At 68.0% G+C, this 20,653-nt stretch carries 24 protein-coding genes; 10 read left to right on the top strand and 14 right to left on the bottom strand.

Annotated features, from left to right (window positions below; translation table 11 throughout):
• The first annotated feature begins 71 nt into the window (after positions 1 to 71).
• The 7 genes from ACFOY2_RS01835 to ACFOY2_RS01805 all read left to right on the top strand — a co-directional run bounded on the left by ACFOY2_RS01835 (position 72) and on the right by ACFOY2_RS01805 (position 4,813).
• The gene (locus ACFOY2_RS01835) at positions 72 to 656 is read left to right on the top strand and encodes a recombinase family protein (protein WP_379526111.1); all 585 of its coding nucleotides are present in this window, start codon (positions 72 to 74) and stop codon (positions 654 to 656) included.
• A complete protein-coding gene (locus tag ACFOY2_RS01830) occupies positions 653 to 1,189 on the top strand; it encodes a hypothetical protein (RefSeq protein WP_379526110.1) in 537 nt (178 codons plus the stop codon). Before ACFOY2_RS01835 ends, ACFOY2_RS01830 begins: the two co-directional genes overlap by 4 nt.
• Complete coding sequence (locus ACFOY2_RS01825) at positions 1,147 to 2,277, top strand: Mu transposase C-terminal domain-containing protein (RefSeq protein WP_379526109.1); 1,131 nt, start codon at positions 1,147 to 1,149, stop codon at positions 2,275 to 2,277. Before ACFOY2_RS01830 ends, ACFOY2_RS01825 begins: the two co-directional genes overlap by 43 nt.
• Positions 2,271 to 2,705: a hypothetical protein gene (locus ACFOY2_RS01820; protein WP_379526108.1), complete on the top strand. Its 435-nt coding sequence runs from the start codon at positions 2,271 to 2,273 to the stop codon at positions 2,703 to 2,705. Before ACFOY2_RS01825 ends, ACFOY2_RS01820 begins: the two co-directional genes overlap by 7 nt.
• The gene (locus ACFOY2_RS01815) at positions 2,692 to 3,573 is read left to right on the top strand and encodes a hypothetical protein (RefSeq protein WP_379526107.1); all 882 of its coding nucleotides are present in this window, start codon (positions 2,692 to 2,694) and stop codon (positions 3,571 to 3,573) included. The genes ACFOY2_RS01820 and ACFOY2_RS01815 overlap by 14 nt, the downstream gene beginning before the upstream one ends.
• Before the next feature lie 128 nt (positions 3,574 to 3,701).
• Complete coding sequence (locus ACFOY2_RS01810; RefSeq protein WP_379526106.1) at positions 3,702 to 4,043, top strand: hypothetical protein; 342 nt, start codon at positions 3,702 to 3,704, stop codon at positions 4,041 to 4,043.
• Positions 4,034 to 4,813, top strand: a complete 780-nt coding sequence (locus ACFOY2_RS01805) for a hypothetical protein (RefSeq protein WP_379526105.1) — start codon at positions 4,034 to 4,036, stop codon at positions 4,811 to 4,813. The genes ACFOY2_RS01810 and ACFOY2_RS01805 overlap by 10 nt, the downstream gene beginning before the upstream one ends.
• A 23-nt stretch (positions 4,814 to 4,836) precedes the next feature.
• Here ACFOY2_RS01805 and ACFOY2_RS01800 read toward each other — a convergent pair whose 3' ends face one another.
• The 5 genes from ACFOY2_RS01800 to ACFOY2_RS01780 are packed head-to-tail and all read right to left on the bottom strand — an operon-like array spanning position 4,837 to position 9,896.
• Positions 4,837 to 5,844: a Gfo/Idh/MocA family protein gene (locus tag ACFOY2_RS01800; protein WP_379526104.1), complete on the bottom strand. Its 1,008-nt coding sequence runs from the start codon at positions 5,842 to 5,844 to the stop codon at positions 4,837 to 4,839.
• Complete coding sequence (locus ACFOY2_RS01795) at positions 5,841 to 6,836, bottom strand: alcohol dehydrogenase catalytic domain-containing protein (RefSeq protein WP_379526103.1); 996 nt, start codon at positions 6,834 to 6,836, stop codon at positions 5,841 to 5,843. Before ACFOY2_RS01795 ends, ACFOY2_RS01800 begins: the two co-directional genes overlap by 4 nt.
• Complete coding sequence (locus ACFOY2_RS01790) at positions 6,833 to 7,663, bottom strand: carbohydrate ABC transporter permease (protein WP_379526102.1); 831 nt, start codon at positions 7,661 to 7,663, stop codon at positions 6,833 to 6,835. Before ACFOY2_RS01790 ends, ACFOY2_RS01795 begins: the two co-directional genes overlap by 4 nt.
• On the bottom strand, positions 7,660 to 8,586 hold the full coding sequence (locus ACFOY2_RS01785) for a carbohydrate ABC transporter permease (protein ID WP_379526101.1): 927 nt from the start codon (positions 8,584 to 8,586) through the stop codon (positions 7,660 to 7,662). Before ACFOY2_RS01785 ends, ACFOY2_RS01790 begins: the two co-directional genes overlap by 4 nt.
• Positions 8,583 to 9,896 carry an extracellular solute-binding protein gene (locus ACFOY2_RS01780; RefSeq protein WP_379526100.1) on the bottom strand — a complete coding sequence of 438 codons (1,314 nt, stop codon included), beginning with the start codon at positions 9,894 to 9,896 and terminating at the stop codon, positions 8,583 to 8,585. Before ACFOY2_RS01780 ends, ACFOY2_RS01785 begins: the two co-directional genes overlap by 4 nt.
• Positions 9,897 to 10,042: 146 nt before the next feature.
• On the opposite strand from ACFOY2_RS01780, the gene ACFOY2_RS01775 reads away from it, so the two are divergent.
• On the top strand, positions 10,043 to 11,842 hold the full coding sequence (locus tag ACFOY2_RS01775; RefSeq protein ID WP_379526099.1) for a glycoside hydrolase family 2 protein: 1,800 nt from the start codon (positions 10,043 to 10,045) through the stop codon (positions 11,840 to 11,842).
• A gap of 33 nt (positions 11,843 to 11,875) precedes the next feature.
• Complete coding sequence (locus tag ACFOY2_RS01770) at positions 11,876 to 12,502, top strand: hypothetical protein (protein WP_379526098.1); 627 nt, start codon at positions 11,876 to 11,878, stop codon at positions 12,500 to 12,502.
• 60 nt (positions 12,503 to 12,562) lie between these two features.
• On the opposite strand, the gene ACFOY2_RS01765 is transcribed toward ACFOY2_RS01770, so the two are convergent.
• From ACFOY2_RS01765 to ACFOY2_RS01750, 4 genes are all read right to left on the bottom strand, one after another.
• Positions 12,563 to 13,186 carry a hypothetical protein gene (locus tag ACFOY2_RS01765; protein WP_379526097.1) on the bottom strand — a complete coding sequence of 208 codons (624 nt, stop codon included), beginning with the start codon at positions 13,184 to 13,186 and terminating at the stop codon, positions 12,563 to 12,565.
• A gap of 361 nt (positions 13,187 to 13,547) precedes the next feature.
• Positions 13,548 to 14,132: an Ig-like domain-containing protein gene (locus ACFOY2_RS01760; RefSeq protein WP_379526096.1), complete on the bottom strand. Its 585-nt coding sequence runs from the start codon at positions 14,130 to 14,132 to the stop codon at positions 13,548 to 13,550.
• Positions 14,125 to 14,484 carry a hypothetical protein gene (locus tag ACFOY2_RS01755; RefSeq protein ID WP_379526095.1) on the bottom strand — a complete coding sequence of 120 codons (360 nt, stop codon included), beginning with the start codon at positions 14,482 to 14,484 and terminating at the stop codon, positions 14,125 to 14,127. Before ACFOY2_RS01755 ends, ACFOY2_RS01760 begins: the two co-directional genes overlap by 8 nt.
• Before the next feature lie 364 nt (positions 14,485 to 14,848).
• Positions 14,849 to 15,106 carry a GntR family transcriptional regulator gene (locus ACFOY2_RS01750; RefSeq protein ID WP_379526441.1) on the bottom strand — a complete coding sequence of 86 codons (258 nt, stop codon included), beginning with the start codon at positions 15,104 to 15,106 and terminating at the stop codon, positions 14,849 to 14,851.
• A gap of 287 nt (positions 15,107 to 15,393) precedes the next feature.
• Between ACFOY2_RS01750 and ACFOY2_RS01745 the strand changes: the two genes are divergently transcribed.
• Complete coding sequence (locus ACFOY2_RS01745) at positions 15,394 to 15,681, top strand: hypothetical protein (protein ID WP_379526094.1); 288 nt, start codon at positions 15,394 to 15,396, stop codon at positions 15,679 to 15,681.
• A 104-nt stretch (positions 15,682 to 15,785) separates the two neighbouring features.
• Here ACFOY2_RS01745 and trpA read toward each other — a convergent pair whose 3' ends face one another.
• The 5 genes from trpA to ACFOY2_RS01720 form a co-directional block, all read right to left on the bottom strand.
• Positions 15,786 to 16,580: a tryptophan synthase subunit alpha gene (gene trpA / locus ACFOY2_RS01740; protein WP_379526093.1), complete on the bottom strand. Its 795-nt coding sequence runs from the start codon at positions 16,578 to 16,580 to the stop codon at positions 15,786 to 15,788.
• Positions 16,577 to 17,785: a tryptophan synthase subunit beta gene (trpB, locus tag ACFOY2_RS01735; protein ID WP_379526092.1), complete on the bottom strand. Its 1,209-nt coding sequence runs from the start codon at positions 17,783 to 17,785 to the stop codon at positions 16,577 to 16,579. Before trpB ends, trpA begins: the two co-directional genes overlap by 4 nt.
• 90 nt (positions 17,786 to 17,875) lie before the next feature.
• Entirely contained in the window at positions 17,876 to 18,397 is a 522-nt protein-coding gene (locus ACFOY2_RS01730; protein ID WP_379526091.1) for an NADPH-dependent FMN reductase, read from the bottom strand.
• Positions 18,394 to 19,728 (bottom strand): LLM class flavin-dependent oxidoreductase, encoded by a 1,335-nt coding sequence (locus ACFOY2_RS01725; protein WP_379526090.1) that lies wholly within the window; start codon positions 19,726 to 19,728, stop codon positions 18,394 to 18,396. Before ACFOY2_RS01725 ends, ACFOY2_RS01730 begins: the two co-directional genes overlap by 4 nt.
• Before the next feature lie 96 nt (positions 19,729 to 19,824).
• On the bottom strand, positions 19,825 to 20,598 hold the full coding sequence (locus ACFOY2_RS01720; protein WP_379526089.1) for an ABC transporter ATP-binding protein: 774 nt from the start codon (positions 20,596 to 20,598) through the stop codon (positions 19,825 to 19,827).
• Between the last annotated feature and the right edge of the window lie 55 nt (positions 20,599 to 20,653).

The following is a 20,653-nucleotide window of genomic DNA, read 5'->3' as shown; positions in this document are numbered from 1 at the left end:
CGGCGACGTCGTCTCAGATAGATAGTCCGCGAAACTGTCCGGTGATGGGGGCTAAACGGTACGCTTCCCGGGTGGGTGAACTGATCGGCTACGCCAGATGCTCGACCGTCCTGCAAGACCTCACCGCCCAGTACGAGATCCTCGCTTCCCTCGGCGTCGCCGACGACCGCATCTACCTCGACAAGGGTCTGACCGGAACCAACCGCAGCCGTCCCGGCCTCGACCAAGCCCTGGCAGCCGTACGCGCCGGCGACACCTTGGTCGTCCCCAAACTCGACCGCCTCGCCCGCTCGGTCCCCGACGCCCGCGACATCGGCGACACCCTCGTCGATCGCGGCATTCGCCTCTCGCTCGGCGGGAGCATCTACGACCCCGCCGACCCCATGTCGAAGATGTTCTTCAACATGCTGGCGGTCTTCGCCGAGTTCGAGGCCGACCTGCTGAAGATGCGCACGCGTGAGGGCATGGCGATCGCCCGCTCCAAGGGCAAGCTCAAGGGCAAGAAGCCCAAGCTTTCGGTCCGCCAGCAGGCCGAGCTGGTGCGCATGCACGCCTCCGGCGAGTACAGCATCGCGGACCTGATGGAGGTCTTCACCGTCGGCCGTGCCACCGTCTACCGGGTCCTGGACCGGGCCAAAGCCCAGCAGAGCGCATGAGTGGCAGTCGGCCGACTCCGGAGCAGTGGGAGGCGGCGCTGTATCGGCTGCGGCAGCTGAGCGATCAGGGCAGGTCCGTCACGGCCGAGGTCAAAGCGACGGCTGCACGGCTTGGCGTGGCCGAGCGGACGGTGTGGCGCCGGCTGAGCCGCCCACGGCGGCCGCGGCCGCGGTTCACCTTGTCGCCGACCGACATCGCGGCGTTCACTGACTTCGGCGGGAACGTCGCGGCGGTGCATCGGGCCCGGCAGGCGGCGATCGCCGGACGCACGACGGCCGCCGGGGCGCCGATCGACGCCGACCTGCTGCAGGGCTGGGCGGACGCGCCGCCGGTGGCGCTGCGCTCGTTATACCGGGCCTTCGCCGAAGAGCTCACGCCGGCGTTCGTGGCCGGGGTGAGCGGCCCCGGCGGGCCAAGCTGGTCTACCTGCAACGCCCGGCGAGCTTCCGCAACCAGGTGTGGGAGGGCGATCACAAGAACCTGCCCATCGTGGTCCTGCCTCCCCGCGGCAAGGCCGTCACCCCGTGGGTGACGATGTTCCTCGACGACGCCACCCGGCTGATCACCGGGTGGGCGATCGCGCTGGCCCCGCACGCCGGAACGGTGCTGACGGCGTTACGCATGGGCATGCTGGCCGATCCGGCCACCGGGCCCGCGCACGGCGTCCCCGGCCTGTTGCGTCTGGACCAGGGGCTGGAGTTCGCCGCCGCGTCCGTGCAGGCGGCGACCGGGGCGCTCGGGACCGAATGCCAGCGGATGCCCGGCTACCAGCCCAACAAGAAGGGCAAAATCGAGCGCGCGTTCCTCACCGTCGAGCAGATGCTGCTGTGCACTCTGCCCGGCCACACCGGCGCCGCCCGGGAGGCGAGCGGGCGGCTGGCCGGCCCGGTCGACGACCGGGCGCGCGCACGCGAGGCTTATGCCGAGGCAGCCGCGGCCGGGGAGGAGACGGTGCTCCCGCTGGGGCTGGAAACCTTCGCGGCGATCTTCAGTGACTGGGTGCGGTCCTACAACACCGAGCACCGCCACAGCGAGCTGGATGGCCGCACGCCGGCGCAGGCCTGGGCCGAAGACGCCACCGCGATCTTCGACGTGCCCGAGCAGCAGCTACGGCATCTGCTGCTGGCCGCCGCTCCGCGCACCATCGGCCCGCGCGGGATCCGCTTCCGCAACCTGACCTGGGTCGATGCGGGCGGGCTGATCCGCGAACGGCGCGGGCAGCAGGTGGTGATCCGGTACATGCCGCATGATGACCGGCAGATCCACGTCTACCTAAACGGGGAGTTCCTGGCAACCTGCCACCCGCGTGACGCGCTCACCGGTGAGCAGGAGGAGCAGTTCTACGCCGCCGCCCGCGCCCAGGAGAAACAGGCCGCCGCGCAGCGCAGTGCAGCCCGCAAGCGCGGGCGCCGCCGGCTGGCGGCCCTGTCGGCCGGCCAGGAGAGTGCCGAGTCGGCCCGGCGCATCTCGGCGGCGGCCGACATCGGCCGGCTTCCTGCGGCGCAGGCCGATCTGCGGGCCGAATCCAACGCGAGCCTGCTGGGGCTGGGCCCGATCGGCCCCATCGAGCCGGTCGATCTGGCCCGCCTGGACCAGGGCGAGGAGGGACGCCCATGGTGAGGGCTCCCGAAGCCGGGCCGCCCGGCGCCCGGATCATCGCCACCCCGCAACTGCAGCTGGCCCGGCACGTGGTCACCGACACCAGGTTCGGGCTGCTGTACGTCGGCGGGCACGGCTGCTGGGAGGTGCTCTCCCGCGAGCCGATGCTGGCCTCACGCATCTGGCGGCGCCTGGCCATCACTCCGCTGCAGCGCGACATCGTCCCCGAGGCGATCCGCGACTACCACCCGATCTACCAGGCGGCCGACGACGAACTGCTGCACAACATCGACGATCGGTTCGCGCACGGGATCTGGCGCAACTGGGCGTCGTTCTCCTCCACCGCGCACCTGCTCGCCCAGCGCACCGGCCGCTCGGTCATCGATGAGGAGATCGTCACCAACGCGTTCGCGCTGTACGGCGGAGGCCCTGACATTGCTCGCCGATGACCTGCCCGCTGACGACCACTCCGCCGCCGGACCGGTGCAGGCCACCGTGATCCGCGACCCCGGCGACCTGCCCGCCACCCACCAGCGGCTCCGCCAGCTGGGCGACCCCGACAACGGCATCGTGGTACTGCGCCCCGTACCCTACAGCGGCTCGACGAAGGACCTCCTGTTCTGCGTCCTGGAAGGGCTCGGCAAGTCGCTGCCCGCCCGGCTGCCGGCCCCGCTGCGTCCCTGGCAGCAAACTTTGGCCTGGGTCACCGGCTACCGGCTGTCGCACCTGATCGTCGACCGCGCCCACACCATGCCCCCGCAGCTCGCCCCCTACCTGCGCGAGCTGATCGGCCCGCCCCGTGCGAACCGCACCAGGCTGTGGCTCATCGACGCCTCCCGCACCACTGCCAGCTCGGTGATCACCGCCATGCACGGCGAGGCCGATGCCCGGGTCACCGTCTCCGGCCCTGAGGACCTGGACCGGCTGCGCCCCAGGCCACCCTCTACCGCCATCGCGTCGACCGTGGGCGACCTGATCCCCGACGACCTGCCCGACGACAATTTCCTGACCTTCCGCGCCGCCTGCATCCGCTCCCTGGATCGCAGCATCGCCGACCGGGTCGACCAACTGTGGCTGCGCACCTTCACCGACGCTCGCGCCTGGCTGAGCAGCCACCGCAGACTCGGAGAAGTCCATCAGGCACCCACCCAGCTCGCGCTACCGCTCAGCCTGCACCTGGCCGCCCGCCTCTACCGATCCGCCACCGACGGCGAAGCCCTGGTACGGCTCCGCGCCACCAAGCGGCCTTCCTGCGCGACGGGCTGCTGCTGCACCACCAGGCCTGGCCCGGCGAGCCCGGGCTGGGCCACCGCCTGAGCCCCGCCGGAGTCGCGGCCATCAACCGGGTCATCTCCACCGCGCAGGCCGCCGCCGCGACCCTCTACCTGCTGTTCCCCTTCGACCGGCGAGACCGCGAACAGTACTGGCACCCCGCCGGGCTGACCATGGACGACATCACCGCCACCGCAAGCACCGTAAAGATCGACGGCGAGTCCCTGCCCGTCCCCCGCCACGCCCGGCCCGCGCTGCTGGCCCACCTCACCTTCCGCTACATGCAGGGCGCCCGGTCGACCGACCCGTTCTTCGGCATCACCAAACCGCACCAGGATCTTCGCGTCTTGGCCGAAGGAGCCCTGTCTGCCACCGCCGCCAGCGACGGCCGCCCCATCAACGTCGAGCCTCCCGCCGGCCACGGAACCCTCTGGATGAGGCAACGCCGCCTGGCCCTGCGCAACCTCGTCGGCGACGCGCACGCCCTGGACCTGAGCACCCCCGTATGGACGTGAACCAGCCCGAGCCGCTCGGAACCTGGCTCCTGCGCCGGGCCCGAAACCACGGCATGACCGGCGAGCAGCTCGCTGACTTACTCGGCTTACCCGTGCACCGCATCCGCCAGTTCATCACCGCCGCCGACCTCGACGACCTGCCCGTACGAGCGATCCGGGCCATGGCCAGCCACCTCGGCCTGCCCTGGCCTGACTGGCTCCAATCCGTCGACACCCGCCCTGACGATCGCGCCGACCCGGCCAGCCCCGCACCCGCCGTCGACTCTCCCAGCGACACCGACCGCGTGCACGCCGTCCTCGCCCTGGCCCTCGGCCAGCCGATGCGCCTGGACCAGATCGCTCACATTCTGAGCTGGCCAATCGAACGCGCTCAGGCGGCCACGGACCCCCTCGCCCAGCGGCTCCCGGGGCACCAGAGCCTTCGTCTCATCACCGGCGACGACCGCACCCTACGGCTCATCGTCCCGCCTGACGTCCTCGGCCCCGATGCCCGCACGCGGCTTCAGCAACTCGCCTACCAGCAACAAGGCCCCATGACCGGGATGGCCCTCATCGCCTACCGCGCCGGATACCGTGACCGCCGGCGCATCCGCGAGGTACTGATCCTCAATCCCGAACTGCTGGACGCCGCCGTCGCCGCCGGCTACATCACCTGCCGTATCGATGCCAACGGCCAACCCACCGCGATTGCGCTCACTCCCGAGGTCGCCTTCAGCCTGAACATCCCCATCGACCTCCACGACACCCTGCTGCTCGACCCAGAGACGTGATGTGACCGGCGTCACTGACATTCTCATGGCAGAAACTCACTGACACTCTCGTGGCAATTGGCAGGGACCACGACCCTGCGTTCTGTCTCGAAGGCGTCAATGATCCGGTATGCGACCTCCAGCGCCCTTCGTCCGGACTCCGCATGCACGGGTGGTGCCGCTCCCGCACGCAAGGCGGGCATGAGCGCGTCGAGGTGGGCGTCGAATGTCTCATGGAAGGAGCGCCGCCGGTCGTTGAAGTAGCCGGCCTCCCAGACCGTGCGCGCCTCCGAGCCCGCGGCCGAGAACTCGTATCGCCTGGTGGTGTCGTCGATCAGCAGTCGTCCCGCGTCCCCGTTGATCTCGACGTGATGGGTGCGCGGGTAGGCGTAAGAGGAATCGTATGAGCCGACAAGACTGCCGACCGCGCCACAGGCGAAGTGGGCGGCCACGACGAGCGTGGAAGCGCCCCTCGTCATCTCGGCGCTGACCGCGTCGATCGGCCCCAGCAGGTGTTCGAGCAGGTCGATGCCGTGGCACTGGGTCTCGATGAGGTTGGCGTACGGGTGGTGGACGGAGGTGCCCTCGCCGCCGAACCGCCAGGTTGCGAACGACAGGTTGCCCAGTTTGCCGGCGTCGATGTCGTGTTTGGCGCGTACGACGGGCTCGGCGTAGCGGTGGTTGAAGTTGATCGCGAAGAACAGGTTGCGCGCGCGGGCCTCGTCGAGCAGCCTGTCGGCCTCGTCCAGGTGGAAGACCAACGGTTTCTCCACCAGGAGCGGAATACCGTGTTCGATGAGCTCCAGCGTGGGCGCGTAGTGCTCGGTGTTGGGCAGGCAGACGCTGATCAGATCGGGCCCGGTCTCGTCGATCATGCGCCCGAGGTCATCGTAGGGTTGGGTGGACCAGCGCGTCGCGCGCTGCTCCGCGCGGGCGAGGTCGCGGGAGAACACTCCCACGACGCGGGAGTCGTCCCGGCTGGAGAAGGCGCGGATGTGCTGCTCGCCCCACTGCCCCGCGCCGACGATGGCCACGCGGGCAGGCGCGCTCAATCGTCCTCCTGAGTGACGACCACTTTGCCGGACTCGCCGGACAGGAACGTCTCGAACGCGAGCGCGGTCTCGCTGACGTCGAAGGTGTGCGTCACGATCCGGCCGAGGTAGTCGGCGTTGCGCCGGAGGATCTCCAGGTTGGCCGGGAAGTCCGCGTACGGGAAGTACTCGCTGCCCAGCACCGCGCGGCCGGAGGAGATGAGGTCGGACGAGACGTCCAGCCGCAAATGCTCCCCGTGCCCGACGCAGACCAGGACGCCCCTCTTGGAGAGCCTGTCCAGGGCGGAGCGCCGGGCGGTGGCGCGGCCCGAGGCGTCGACTGCGGCGTCCACCTGCGGCACATCGGCGACGGAGCCGGCGTGGACGGGGGTGCCTCCGAGCGACTCGGCGAAGGACAGCCGCCATTCGGAGACGTCGCTGATGTAGATCGGCACGTCCGCGCCGAGGCCCAGACGGGCGGTGGCCAGCACCCCGACGCCGACCGGCCCCGCGCCCGTGATCAGGAGCGAGTCGAGGTCAGGGCGGACGCTCAGCGCCCTGTTCAGCGCGGCACCACTGGTGCCCATGACGTCCAGGAGCATCGTGGCCAGGGGAAAGGGCAGGTCGTCCCCGATCGGGAAGAACATCCGCTCCTCGACGACTTCCAGCGGGCCGAGGCCGCCGTCGCGGTTGAAGCCCATGTCGCCCGCCTTGTCCAAGCACAGGTTGGTCGCGCCCGCGCGGCAACTGCGGCACCGTCCGCAGTAGGCCATGAGGTAGATCACCCCGCGGGTACCCACCGGTATGGCGGTGCCCGGACCCGCGGCGATGACCGTGCCCGCAGCCTCGTGGCCGGCGACGACCGGGCTTCCGTCGCGGAAGAGGCCGCGGTCGCTGCCGCAAAGGGCGTTGGCGCGCGGCCGTATGAGCAACTGTCCGGCACCAGGTTCGGGGTAGGCGTGGGGACGGCGCTCCACCCGGCCCTCGCCGACGAGAAAGGGGGCCGTGGTCACTGACCACCGAGCCCGGTGGTGGCGATGCCTTTGATGATCTGCCGCTGGAAGAACAGGAAGACGACGATCAGCGGCAGTGCGGCCAGGATGGCGCCGGCCATGTCCTGCGCGAAGACGACGCCGAAACCGGAGGCGACGGTCTCCAGTCCGACGGGCAGGGTCATGAGATCGGGGTCGTTGGTCACGATGTACGGCCACAGGAAGTTGTTCCATGCGCCCACGAACGTGAAGATCGCCACCGCCGCGATGATCGGCCGCGACAACGGTAGCACGACCCGCAGGAAGATGAGGAACGACCCGGCCCCGTCCACCCGGGCGGCGTCCTCCAGCTCCCGGGGGATGCTGTCGAAGAACCGCTTCAGGATGAACACCATCACCGGCGCGACCACCTGAGGCAGGATGATCCCCCAATAGGTGTCCACCAGGTCGAAGGCCAGCATCTCATCGAAGAGCGGCACGATGAAGATCGTCCCGGGGATCATGATGGAAGCGACCGTGATAGCCAGTAGCGGCTTGCGCCCGGTGAAGTCCAGCCGCGAGAACGCGTAGCCCGCCAGCGTGGAGATCACCAGAGTGATGATCGTGACGCCGGCCGCCACGATGAGGCTGTTGACCATCCAGGTGGGGATGTCGCCGGTACGGAAGATGCCCGCGTAGATCTCCCAGGTGTACCCGCCCTCGGGCAGGATCGTCACGGGGGAGGCGCTGGCGTCCGCCTCGGTCTTGAACGAGGTGTTCACCGCCCACAGGAACGGCGCCAGCATCAGGAGACTGAACAGGGCCAGAACCACGAAGGCCATGACGCGTCCGGCATTGGTGCGCTTCATACCTGATCGGACCTCCGGGCGAACCTCAGCTGCAGCAGGGACAGGACGAGGATGATGGCGAAGAACACGTACGAGATCGCCGAGGCGTAGCCGAGCCGGTAACCCGTGAAGCCGGTGTCGAAGATGTACATCAGGATCGAGCGGGTGGAGTCGTCCGGGCCTCCAGCCGTCATCTGGTAGATCTGGTCGAAGACCTTGAGCGAGGCCAGGATCTGCAGGATGACGATGAGCACGGTGGTGTTGCGCAGCAGCGGCAGCGTGATCGAGAAGAGTCGGCGCCACGTGCCCGCCCCGTCGATCGAGGCAGCTTCGTAGACGGTGCCGGGGATGTTCTGCAACGCGGCCAGATAGAGCAGGAAGTTGAAGCCGAGCGTCCACCACGTGGTGGTGACCGCGATCGCCGCCATCGCGAAGTCCGGGTCCTGCAACCATTTCTGGCCTTCGGCCCCGAACATGCCGAGGACGGCGTTGATCAACCCCAGTTCGGGGTTGTAGAGCCACTCCCAGAACAGGCTGACCACGGTCGAGGCGAGCAGATACGGCAGGAAGAACGACATGCGCCAGACCCACTGCCCCGGCAGTCCCATGTTGACCAGCAACGCCGCCACGAGGGACAGCACGACCAGCGGGACTGTGGTGAGCACGGTGAACAGCACCGTGTTGCCGAACGTCGTCCACACCATCGGGTCGGTGAGGGCCTCGGCGTAGTTGGCGAATCCGACCAGCTTCGGTTCCGCGCCGGCCGCCAGGTCGCGGTCGGTGAAGCTCATCCAGATCCCGTAGACCGTGGGCCAGAGCAGGAAGAGCACGAAGGTCACGAAGAACGGCAGCACGTACAGGAGCCCGGCCTGGCTCCTGTTCACCCGTGACCGGGTCGTCGGCGCCTGGGCCACGGCGCGCTTGGTGAGGGTGGCCGACGTCATCGCTTCACCGCCTGGGACATGAGGACATTGACGCGTTCGGCGAAGCCGGCGACGGCGTCCTTGACCGAGGTCTGGCCGATCAGCGCGTTCTGGATCGAGCTGCCGAACTGGGTCATGAAGTTCGAGCCTGAGCCGGTGAAGGAGGCCGGTGGATCGTAGTGCAGGTACGACGCCGTGGCCGCGTAGTCGTTGTTCGGGCGCAGTGCCTTGAACTCCGGGGTGTTGACCACGGGCTGGAAGGCGGGTGTGTGCCCGGCATGGCCCCAGGACAACGAGCCTTTGAGGATTCTCGAGACCGCCTCGTAGGCCAGCTCGCGCCGCTCTTCGTCCGGATTCGACTGGTGGGGCAGGACGAACGTGTGCGAGTCACCCCAGGCTGCGTCGATGCCGGTGCCGAACATGTTCGGGATGGGCATGGCGCCCAGGGGCATTTTCGCGTCCTGGTATTGCGGGAGCTCCCATACGCCCGAGAGCACCAATCCGACGTCGCCGTTGAGGAACGCCGAGGACGCGTTGGCGTACTCGGCGCTGGTGGAGGCGACCTGGCCGTCGACCAGGCTGCGCATCGTCTCGACCGATTCGCTGAACGCCTCGGCGTCGTAGACGAACCGGTCGCCCGACAGGTCGAACGTGGCGCCGTGCTGGCTGTAGAAGGTCCAGAACAGGCGCCAGAGCTGGGCGCCGTCGCCGAGGAAGCCGAAGGCGAGACCGTACTGGTTGCCGGTGAGCTTCTTGAACTCCGTACCCAGGCGTTTCATCTCATCCAGGCTCTTGATCGGCGGCAACTTGCCGCCGGAGTCGAGCAGTCCGGCTTTGCCGGCCAGGTCGGTGTTGAAGAAGATGACGAACGCGTGCGAGTCGAGGGCCAGGGCGTAGACCTTGCCGTTGACGATCGAGTTCTTCCAGGCCGGGGCCGTGAACGTGGACTGGCTGACGCCGTAGCGGGCGAGCCGGTTGAGGTCCCAGGGATCGAGCAGGCCTCCCGGGGCGTACCCGGCCAGGCGGGACATGTGCGCGATGCCGAGATCGGGCGAGCGCCCGCCGGCCGCGGACATCGCGAGTTTGGTGTAGTAGGGGGCGCCCCACGCCAGGACGACCTGTTTGATGCGAGCTTGGGGCATGTCCGCGTCGGCCTTGGTCACGATCTGGTTCATGCGCTCGCCATCGCCGCCGGTGAGGAGATGCCAGAACTCGATCTCCTGCGTGCTTCGGCCGGCGGGCCCCGTGCCGCATCCGGCCAGCAGGGCAGAGAGTCCCGCGACTCGCAGCACCCTGCGCCGGGAGAGCCGGGGGTTGGGCCACTTGCTCATACGTGGTTCCTCGCAGAGGGTCCGGCCAGCCCTCACAACGGGGGGTAGCCGGATGTTGACTCCGATTGGAGGGAGTGTGGCACACTCTGCTACGTAGCAAAAGGTCTTGACTAACTCCACATCTGCAAACTCCTGAAGGGTGCTAGATGCCGATTTCTGCTGTCCACGATGTCCCGCGGCCGGAGTATCCCCGTCCGCAGATGGTCCGTCCGGACTGGCTCACCCTCAACGGCACCTGGCAGTTCGAGATCGACGCCGGCGACTCCGGCCTGGAGCGCGGCCTGCTCGAACGCGAGCTCTCCGGCACGATCACCGTCCCCTTCGCCCCGGAGTCGGAGCTGTCGGGCGTCGGGCACACCGACTTCATGGAGGCGGTGTGGTACCGCCGCACCGTGACGATCCCCGCCGCGTGGGCGGACCGCCGAACGCTGCTGCACTTCGGCGCCGTCGACCACGACGCCACCGTGTGGGTGAACGGCGTCGAGGTGGCCCGCCACCGCGGCGGCTTCACCCCGTTCACGGCCGACCTGTCGCCGGTCGTGCGCCCCGGCGAGCAGGCCACGATCGTGGTACGCGCCCGCGACCCCCGGCACGGCTCCCAGGCCCGCGGCAAGCAGTCAACCAAGTACCAGAACTTCGAGTGCCTCTACACCAGGACGACCGGGATCTGGCAGACGGTGTGGCTGGAGCCCGTCCCCGACGTGCACCTGCGCCGCCCCCGCATCACGCCGGACGTCGCGACCTCCTCCTTCACCGTCGTCACCCCGCTGTCCGGCAACCGTCCCGGCAGTTCGGTCCGCGTGACCGTCTCCGACGGCGACGGCGTCGTCGCCGTCGAGACCGCCCGCGCCGACGTGGACCTCGCGCCCTCCGTGCGCCTGCGCCTGGACCGGGTGCGCCTGTGGGAGCCGGGCGACGGCTTCCTCTACGACGTCAGAGTCGAACTCCTCGACGCCGCGGGCGAGGTCACCGACGCCGTGGACAGCTACGCAGGGCTGCGCTCGATCGCGATCGACGGCAAGCGGGTGCTCGTCAACGGCCGCCCCGTCTTCCAGCGCCTCGTGCTCGACCAGGGCTACTACCCGGACGGCCTCATGACCGCCCCCACCGACGCCGCCCTCGTAGGCGACATCGAGTTGTCGCTGGCCGCCGGGTTCAACGGCGCGCGCCTGCACCAGAAGGTGTTCGAGGAGCGCTTCCTCCACCACGCCGACCGGCTGGGCTACCTCGTGTGGGGCGAGTTCGGCGACTGGGGCGCCTCCACCGGACACGAGCAGCAGCCGGACGCCTCCTTCATCACGCAGTGGCTGGAAGTCCTCGAACGGGACATCTCGCACCCGTCGATCATCGGCTGGTGCCCGCTCAACGAGACCCGCCAGCCGATCCACGACCACATCACCCCGCTCGACGACGTCACCCGCGGCATGTTCCTGGCCACCAAGCTCGCCGACCCCACCCGCCCGGTCATCGACGCCTCCGGCTACAGCCACCGCGTGCCGGAGACGGACGTCTACGACTCGCACAACTACGAGCAGCAGCCGGCCGCGTTCGCCGACGAGCTGAGCGGCCTGAGCAAGGACGAACCCTACGTCAACTCCATGCCCGGGCAGCCCATCTCCGTCCCCTACCGAGGCCAGCCGTACTTCGTCAGCGAGTACGGCGGCATCTGGTGGAACCCCGAACTCGCCGGAACCGAGCAGGACGCCGACCGCGAGAGCTCCTGGGGCTACGGCCAGCGGGTGGGCACCGAGGAAGAGTTCCACGCCCGCTTCGCCGGGCTGACCGAGGTGCTCCTGGACGACCCGAACATGTTCGGCTACTGCTACACCCAGCTCACCGACGTCTTCCAGGAGGAAAACGGCATCTACCGCTTCGACCGAACCACCAAGCTGGACGTCGAGCGCGTCCGCGCGGTCCAATCCCGACCGGCCGCCTCCGAACGGTAACCTGAACGAGACGAAGAGACTACCGAGGTCGAAGTGTCGCGCGAGCAACTCCAGCACGTTTTCTGGATCGGTGGCGGGAGCGGTGCGGGCAAGTCGACCATCGCTCGTCGCGTAGCGGCTCGGCATGGTCTGCGTCTCTACGCGACTGACGACGTGATGTCGGATCATGCCAAGAGAAGCGCACCCGAAGATAGTCCTTTCCTGAGCGAATTCGCGGCCATGGACATGGATGAACGATGGGTGAACCGATCTCCGGAAACCATGCTGGAGACATTCCACTGGTTTCGGGGCGAGGGCTTCGATTTGATCGTCGAAGACCTCATGCGCCTTCCGAGAGAGCCTGGTGTGATCGTCGAAGGTTTCCGTCTATTGCCGCACCTGGTGAAGCCTTTCCTGGCCGAGCCTGGTCAGGCCGTCTGGCTTCTCCCGACTCCCGGCTTCCGCCGGGCCGCGTTCGAGAGCCGAGGCTCGTTGTGGGAGATCGCCCGGAAGACCAGCGATCCGGAAAGGGCGCTGCGCAACCTGCTTGAGCGTGACCGCATGTTCACGGAACGCCTCTACGGGGAAGTGAAGCGTCTCGGTCTTCGCATCATCGAGGTTGAACCCACGATGACCGAGGATGATCTGGCCAAGCGGGTTACGGAAGCGTTCGGGCTTTGAGCGGGGAGGCCCCGAGATCAACAAGCGTCCTGCCGACGTGAAAGGGCAACTCCAGAAGGTTCAGGCGTCTGTCAGCCTCCGCCGTCTGCGATGGCGGAGCCGCTCTCCCAGCGCCCGAAGTCTGTCCAGCTTGAGATCCATCGGATCGTTCTCGGCTCCATCAAGCAGATAAGACTTCAGCAGCGCTTCCGTGCCATGCGTCATGGCAAGCCGATCGAACATGTCTTTGAAGGAGGAAAGCGCCAGAGAACGTGCACCGGCATCTTCCGCAGAAGTGATCGGCTCTTTTTCCACCTCGTTCAGCAGCTTACCGACGGCCTGATGGGACATGCCCAGCAGGTAACCGATATCGCGGTGAACGTAACCTCTTCGCGCCAGGTCAGCCACCGTTGCTTGCGTTGCTTCGGCAGCCCTGCGTTTGACGAGAGTCGCCGCGAGGCGGGTCACTAGCGTGGCCTCCAACTCTGTAGCCACTTCATCGTCGGCCACGGTCAAGTCGAAGTCGGCGTCGATCTCAGAGACGTCCAGCATGGTGACCACCAGATCACGAGCCATCTCCTCGGCTTGCTCCAAGCGCTTCACCTGTGTGTGGTAACTGCGCTTGAGGCCAGGCCCGGAGACGGTCAAGGCCCACCAACTGTCGCTCCTGCTGGCGATGATGGTGTAGGTGTCGCGCTCGCTCACTGCTTCTCCTGCTCTTCCGCGACCTCAGCGAGAATGCTCTCCCAGTTCTCCAAGATTCGTACACTCGTTGACCTCCGAGTGGCGAGGTACAGGCATCGCCTCCGAACCGGCATGCCACTTGGTATGGCTGCCGCCTTCGGTGGAGCGGACGGGCACGCCGTACTCCTTGGCGAGTTTGCGCATCCGCCGCTCCAGATCCCGCTTCCTCATCATCAGTGTAGGCTACCGAGGTTGCATGCGTTAAGGCAACTTAGGTTGCACGATATGAAAGCATACGTCCGTAGTCCGAAAACTGCCCATTCACCTACGACCAGCGGTGGCGTACGCCGGATGCCAGTTGCCTTGACCGCCGTTACGCTACTCAGCCAACCGCATGCTCGGTCGGTGGGCCGACGGGGGTTGTGGTCTCCCCTGTGGTGAATGACCAGTTATGAGGGTTGGGCATGACGTTGCCGGCTGCGTCCTTGGCGCCAGAAACCTCGACGGTGTAGTGAGTATTGACGGCCAGCAACTGTTCGGGCCCGAAGGAGGCGATGTCCGCATTCTCCTGCCGGGAGGCGCCTGCGACCGGTCTGCCGTCGGGTCCCTTCAACGCCATCTGCGCTTCGGTGACCGATTCGCTGAACACGGCCCAGATCTCAGTGTTGAGTGGTACGCCGGTCGCGTCCTTGTCAGGGCCCGCGGCAACCACTGTCGGTGGGTCAGTGTCCTCGGCAGGCGGATCGCTCGGCTCCGGAGGAGTGTCGAGCAGGTCGGTGGTCTTGACAATCGATCGCGTGTTTACCGCCTGCTGTTGGGCCAGCAGTTCTTCCGCGGTGATGTCCCGAGGAGCGGGCGGTTCCGGATAGCTGCGGGAGCGTTCAGGGTCGTTCATGAACGCTTCCCACTCTTCGGGAGCCTGCGGCTCGGGTTCGCCTTCATAGTAGAAACGCAGCACTTCAGCCATGGGAGGTCATAATAATCGTCATATCAGGGTCGCAGCCGCGTATACGTTTCTTCCTGCTCCCATTGCAAGAAAAGTACGGGTGCGTATTCTCGGAGTCGTAGCATACTTTCCAGTAGCGCTCGTACGCCCTATCATATCCGGCGTTGTAGACAAACTGAAGCGTCGGGTTGTTGAGGGGGAACACGCATCCTGATTTGTGGTCCAGGTAGGACGCGGTGCCGCAGGCCATCGATCTGACGTAATCGGACAAGTTGATGTTGAAGAGGTATCGAGTTTTGTACCGATCGGAGTCGAGCCCCTGAGCGTGAACCATCAGGCTATCGACAGTCACGCCCTCCTTGTTGTCGACCACCTCCCTACTCTTGGAGCGGAAGAGTCCTTCCTCCCAGATGATGGCAGGCCAGCGGAGAACGGTGTCCCCGCGGAGCCCGCAGGAGCTTGAAGCGGAGCGGTCCGCTGGCCGCAGCCAACCCTTGGGGGGTCGCGGACCGCGGGTTCTGCTTACCTCGGTTCGGGAACGACTCCGCACAGGTACGTGAGCTCCTCCAGCAATTGCTGGCGTCAGCGTGATCCCGGTGAGGCGCTCGGCCAAGGGGAACGCGGGGCCTTCGTGGAGGTTGGCCGCAGACGCAGTTGAAGCAGAGGGCATCCGCCAGTTCGGCGAAGCGCTCGTGGGAGCACCAGGAGCAGTCGTCAGGAGTCCCGTGGTCGCGGGCTCACTCGCCTTCAGTGTGCCCCTCGCTCCCGCCGGGAGGGCTCACGAAGCTGCCCATACCGCGCACGGTATAGATCGCGCCATCTTCCCGAAGCGCCCGCATGACCTTGTGCGCCGTCATCCGGGCGATCCCGAACTCCTGCATCAGATCGTTCTCGCTTGGCACGCGCGATCCAGAGCGATACACCCCGTCCGCAATGCGCTGTCGGATCACCTCGGCGACCTGCTTCCACCTGGGCTGATCCTCGCGGAACTCCATCACACGGTCACTGTAGGAACCTGCGATTCCCCATCGTTCACGGGATGGCCCTATAGACACCTATAGACATCACTGGGGCGCACCTCGTACGCTGTTGCCATGGCATTGAAGGGCGAAGATCTGGAGCTCCGGGCGGAGTTCCCTGCGTGGGCCATGTTCCGCAGCGACAAGGGGTTCGCCGGGACATCTCGGTCACCGATGCCCAAATGAACGACGACCTTCACCAGACGTCGCCGACGACCGCGGCACCTTCGTAGACCTTGTTCACAGACAGGAGGGCAGGCTCAATGTTTGAACACGACGACTACCACGGCATTCATGCGGCGCCCGGAACCCCGCAGTCCACGCTCATCGACTGGTACCCGTCCATCTCACGCGCTCAGCAAGTACGCGTGCGGGCGAGCACCTGCAACTGTTCGCAGCTCGTCTACGAATACTGCGCCACCGGCGGCCTGTCCTTCATCCGCCGCCACGACAGGAGTACCAGCCACACGGTAATCACCGAGACCGAGGGGATGATCAATAGGCATGCCGAGTCGTTGTGGCTGCGCATCCTCGGTGGGGATGCGAAGTAGCCTGCACCTAATGCGATAGAAGCGCATACTCTTCGTAGCATCTCCGTTGTCCGACCTGCGGTTTCGCGCACCTTCGCACTGACGGTTTCTGCCCGTTCGTCCGCCTACGACCAGCGGTGGCGTACGCCGGATGCCAGTTCCCGGGCCATTGCCTCCACCGCGGCCAGGCCCGATGGCACGTCCGGGGTGTTCATGAGGGCGCGGACGAAGGCCGACCCTACGATCACCCCGTCGGCGAAACCCGCGACCTCGGCGGCCTGGGCTCCGTCACCGACGCCGAGTCCCACGCACACGGGCAGGTCGGTGGCCTCCCTGGCTCGGGTCACCAGGTCCTTCGCCCCGGCGCTCACCTGGGCCCGCTCCCCCGTCACGCCCATCAGCGAGGCCGCATACAGGAAGCCGCGCGACGACCTTGCCGCCAGGGCGATGCGTTCCCGGGTTGAGGTGGGTGCCACCAAGTGGACGCGGTCGAGGCCGTGCCGGGTCGCCGCCGTGTGCCACTCGGCTGCCTCGTCCGGGATGAGGTCGGGCGTGATCAAGCCGGCGCCGCCCGACGCCGCCAGGCCCGCTGCGAACTGCTCGACGCCGTACCGGTCCACGAGCGTCCAGTACGTCATGATCAGCGCGGGCGTTCCGGTCAGGGCGCGGACGGCGGCGATTCCGTCCTGGGGTGTTGTCCCGGCGGCCAGCGCGGCCTCGGTGGCCCGCTGGATCAGAGGGCCGTCTATGAGGGGGTCTGAGTACGGCAGTCCGACCTCCACCACGTCCACGCCGCCGGCGACCATGGCTTTCATGGCCGCCACCGACGTGGCGACGTCCGGGAAGCCGACGGGCAGGTAGCCGATGAGCGCGGCCCGTCCTTCTCGTCTTGCCTGTTCGATGGCCTCGCGCACGCTCATACCGAGCCCTCCGTCCGCTCGAAGACGAAGTGGCGGGCGGCCGTGTCCATGTCCTTGTCGCCGCGTCCGGAGAGGTTCACCAGGACGATCCCGTCCGGGCCCAGCCTCCGTCCCTCCCTGATCGCGCCGGCCAGGGCGTGCGCGCTCTCGATGGCCGGGATGATTCCCTCGGTCTTGCAGAGCAGTTCGAACGCCTCCATCGCCTCGGCGTCGGACACCGCCTCGTAGCGCGCCCTGCCGGTCTCGTGCAGCCAGGCGTGTTCCGGCCCGACGCCCGGGTAGTCGAGCCCCGCCGAGATCGAGTGGCTTTCCAGGGTTTGGCCGTGGGTGTCCTGCAGCACGTATGTACGCATCCCGTGCAGGATGCCGAGCGTCCCTCCGGAGATGGACGCTGCGTGCCTGCCGGTCTCCAGCCCGGCTCCGCCCGCCTCCAGCCCCACCAGGTCGACGCCGGGGTCGTCCAGGAAGGCGCCGAAGACGCCGATGGCGTTGGAGCCGCCGCCCACGCAGGCGCACACGACGTCGGGCAGGCGTCCGGTCAGCTCCTGCACCTGCCGGCGTGCCTCAGCCCCGATAACCTGCTGGAATTCGCGCACCACCGTCGGGAACGGGTGCGGGCCCGCCACGGAGCCGATGAGGTAGTGGGTGTGTTCGACGTTGGTGACCCAGTCGCGCATGGCCTCGTTCATGGCGTCCTTGAGGGTGCGCGAACCCGACGTCACGGGGACGACCCGGGCACCGAGCAGGCGCATCCTGACGACGTTCAGGGCTTGGCGGGCCATGTCGACCTCGCCCATGTAGACCACCGCCTCCAGGTCGAGCAGCGCCGCGGCGGTGGCGGCGGCCACGCCGTGTTGCCCGGCTCCCGTCTCGGCGATGATTCTCGTCTTGCCCATGCGCCGGGTGAGCAGCGCCTGGCCCAGCGCGTTGTTGATCTTGTGTGAGCCGGTGTGGTTGAGGTCCTCGCGTTTGAGCAGGACGCGTGCACCCCCGGCGTGCCGCGCGAACGACGGCGCTTCCGTGAGGATGCTCGGGCGGCCGGTGTAGGTGCGGTGCAGGGTGTCGAGCCGGTCGAGGAAGTCGGGGTCCTGCAGGGCGTCCCGGAATGCGGTGTCCAGCTCGTCCAGGGCGGGCACCAGTGCTTCCGGCGCGAACCGACCCCCGAACCGGCCGAAGTACGGCCCCGTGCGAAGTGCGCTGATCATCAAAGGCTCCTTCTAGTCTTCTAGAAGACTAGAACTCATCCCTCTTTCGACGCAAGGGGCGTGGCCGGGGCTGCGGTGCGTTGTTCGTCGTCAGGGCAGGGCGTGTTCCTTGAGGACCGACGCCACCTGCGGCGCTACCCGATCAGCCCAGGGCGTCAGATACGCGTCCAGTTCCGGGAGCTGCGATTCGAGCACCGCCAGCCCCGGCGTCGGCACGATCGCCCCCAACTCGACCAGCAGCGGCCGCAGGTGCACCTCCACCGCCAGCGAGTGCTTGGGGTCCCCCATGACCAGCACCGGCAGCGCCACCTTGCCGGCCAGGGCGTCCGGCGGGAAGCGGTCTGCGAACGCCTTCAGCAGCCCGGTGTAGGTGCCCTTGTAGGTGGGGCTGGCCACCACCAGCACGCTCGCATCCCGGACCCGCTCCAGCGCCGCGGCCACCTCGGGCGCCGTCCCGGCCGCGAGGAGTTGCGGGCCGAAACCCGACAGATCCACGACGTCGTACGCCCGCGCGGCCCCGACCCGCCGTCCGATCGCCTGCGCGGCCTCGACGGCGACGCTGAGGGTGCGGGAGCCGGGACGCGGGTTGCCCACCACGACGACGATGCTCATGGAGCCACCGCCAGCGCGGCGTAGCGGGAGCCCGGTCTGGGCAGGCCGTAGTTGCCGCGGAGCGTGCGCCCCTCGTACTCATACCGGAACAGGCCCCTGACCTGCAGCTCCGGCACGACGTAGTCGACGAAGTCGGACAGTCCTCCCGGCAGGATGGGCGGCATGACGTTGAAGCCGTCGGCCGCCCCGTTCATGAACCACTCCTGCATCTGGTCCGCGATCTGCGCGGGCGTGCCCGCCACGACGCGGTGGCCGCGACCGCCGGCCAGGCGGCCGATGAGCTCCCTGACGGTGAGGTGTTCGCGTCTGGCCAGGTCGACGACGAGCTTGCGGCGGCTCTGCGCGCCGTCGGTTTCCGCCGGGACGTCGGGCAGCGGCGCGTCCAGGTCGTCCTCGGTCAGGTCGAGGCCGGTCATGCGGGACAGCTGCGCCAGCCCGTACGCGGGGATGATCAGGTCCTCCAGCTCCTTCTCCAGCCGCAGCGCCTCCCGCTCGGTCGAGCCGATGATCGGCGAGATGCCCGGCAGGATCAGCACGTCCTCGTGCCGCCTGCCGTGGGCCGCGAGGCGGCGTTTGAGGTCGGCGTAGAACTCCTGGCCGTCGGCGAGCGTCTGCTGCGCGGTGAAGACGGCCTCGGCGTGGCGGGCGGCGAACTCCTTGCCGTCCTCCGACGAGCCGGCCTGGACGAGGAGCGGATGGCCCTGGGGCGTGCGGGAGGTGTTCAGCGGGCCGCTGACGGAGAAGTGTTCACCGAGGTGCTCGATGGCGTGGATCTTGCCGGTGTCGGCGTAGTGCCCGCCGGCGCGGTCGCCGACGATGGCGTCGTCCTCCCAGCTGTCCCACAGCTTGCGCACCACCTCCAGGAACTCGCCCGCCCTGGCGTAGCGGTCGGCGTGCGAGGGCCGGACGACGCCGAAGTTGCGCGCCTCGGCCTCGCCGGCGGAGGTGACGATGTTCCAGCCGGCCCGGCCGCCGCTGATGTGGTCGAGCGAGGCGAACTTGCGGGCCACGTGGAAGGGCTCGTTGTAGGTGGTCGACACGGTGGCGATGAGCCCGATGTGGTCGGTGACGGCGGCCAGGGCCGACAGCAGCGTCAGCGGTTCGAGCCTGTCGAGCGCGTTGTGGCGCACGTCCCCGTTCAGCGCCACGCCGTCGGCGAGGAAGACCGAGTCGAGCCTGCCGCGCTCGGCGATCCTGGCGAGCTCCTGGTAGTGGCGGACGTCGGTGAGGCGGGCGGGTTCTGTACGCGGGTGGCGCCAGGCCGCCTCGTGGTGGCCGACGCCCATGAGGAAGGCGTTGAGGTGGAGCTTTCTCGTCAAGGGGTCCTCCATGAAGCCGCGTCGGGGTCCGGTGTCTCGTCTTCGGCCTCGTCGTCGGGCAGGTCGTACCAGTGGACGTCTCCGGGGAACCGCTCCCCCGGTCGCTGCTCAGCCATGCGCGATCGCCACCTTCCGCTCCCGCGCCGCCGTCTCATCGCGCAGCAGGCTCCATATGCGGTGACGGTACTCGCGGAAGGCCGGGTCGGCCCGCGGATCGCTCGCACGGGCGTCGAAGGTCACGTCGACGATCTCCTTGATCCGCCCGGGGCCGGAGGTCATCACGGCGACCCGCTGCCCCAGCCGGACGGCCTCGTCGATGCCGTGCGTGACGAGGACGACGGTCTTGCCCGTGTGCCGCCACACGCGTAGCAGGTCGTCCTGCAGTGATCGGCGGGTCCGGGCGTCGAGGGCGGCGAACGGCTCGTCCATCAGCAGCACGTCCTGGTCGAAGGCCAGGCTGCGGGCGATGGCGACCCGCAGCCGCATGCCGTCGGACAGCTCGTACGGATAGCGGCCCTCGCACCCGCCCAGTCCGACGAGTGCGAGATGCTCCCTGGCCCGCCGCGCCCGTTCCCCGCCCGGCACGGCTCTGACCTCCAGCCCGAACTCGACGTTGGCCTGGGCCGTGCGCCAGGGGAACAGCGCGTACTGCTGGAAGTCGGCGCCCGGCGCGCCGTCGATCTCGCCGGACGTGGGGGTGCTCAGCCCGGCGATCAGGTCGAGGAGGGTGGACTTGCCGCAGCCGCTCGGACCCACGATCGCCAGGAACTCCCCTTCGTGGATGTCCAGGTCGAGGCCCGACAGCGCGGCGAAGGCCCCGGCCTGGAACGTCTTGGTCACGTTCCGGATGCTGATCTTGATCGTGTGGCGGGCCTGGATCATGCCTAAGAACGTACGAGCCGGGACCCCTAAAGTCAATATTCCCTACATGATTTAC

It is taken from the genome of Nonomuraea purpurea (assembly GCF_042650645.1).
Classification (GTDB): domain Bacteria; phylum Actinomycetota; class Actinomycetes; order Streptosporangiales; family Streptosporangiaceae; genus Nonomuraea; species Nonomuraea purpurea.
This window is presented reverse-complemented; position numbering and strand designations above follow the sequence as displayed.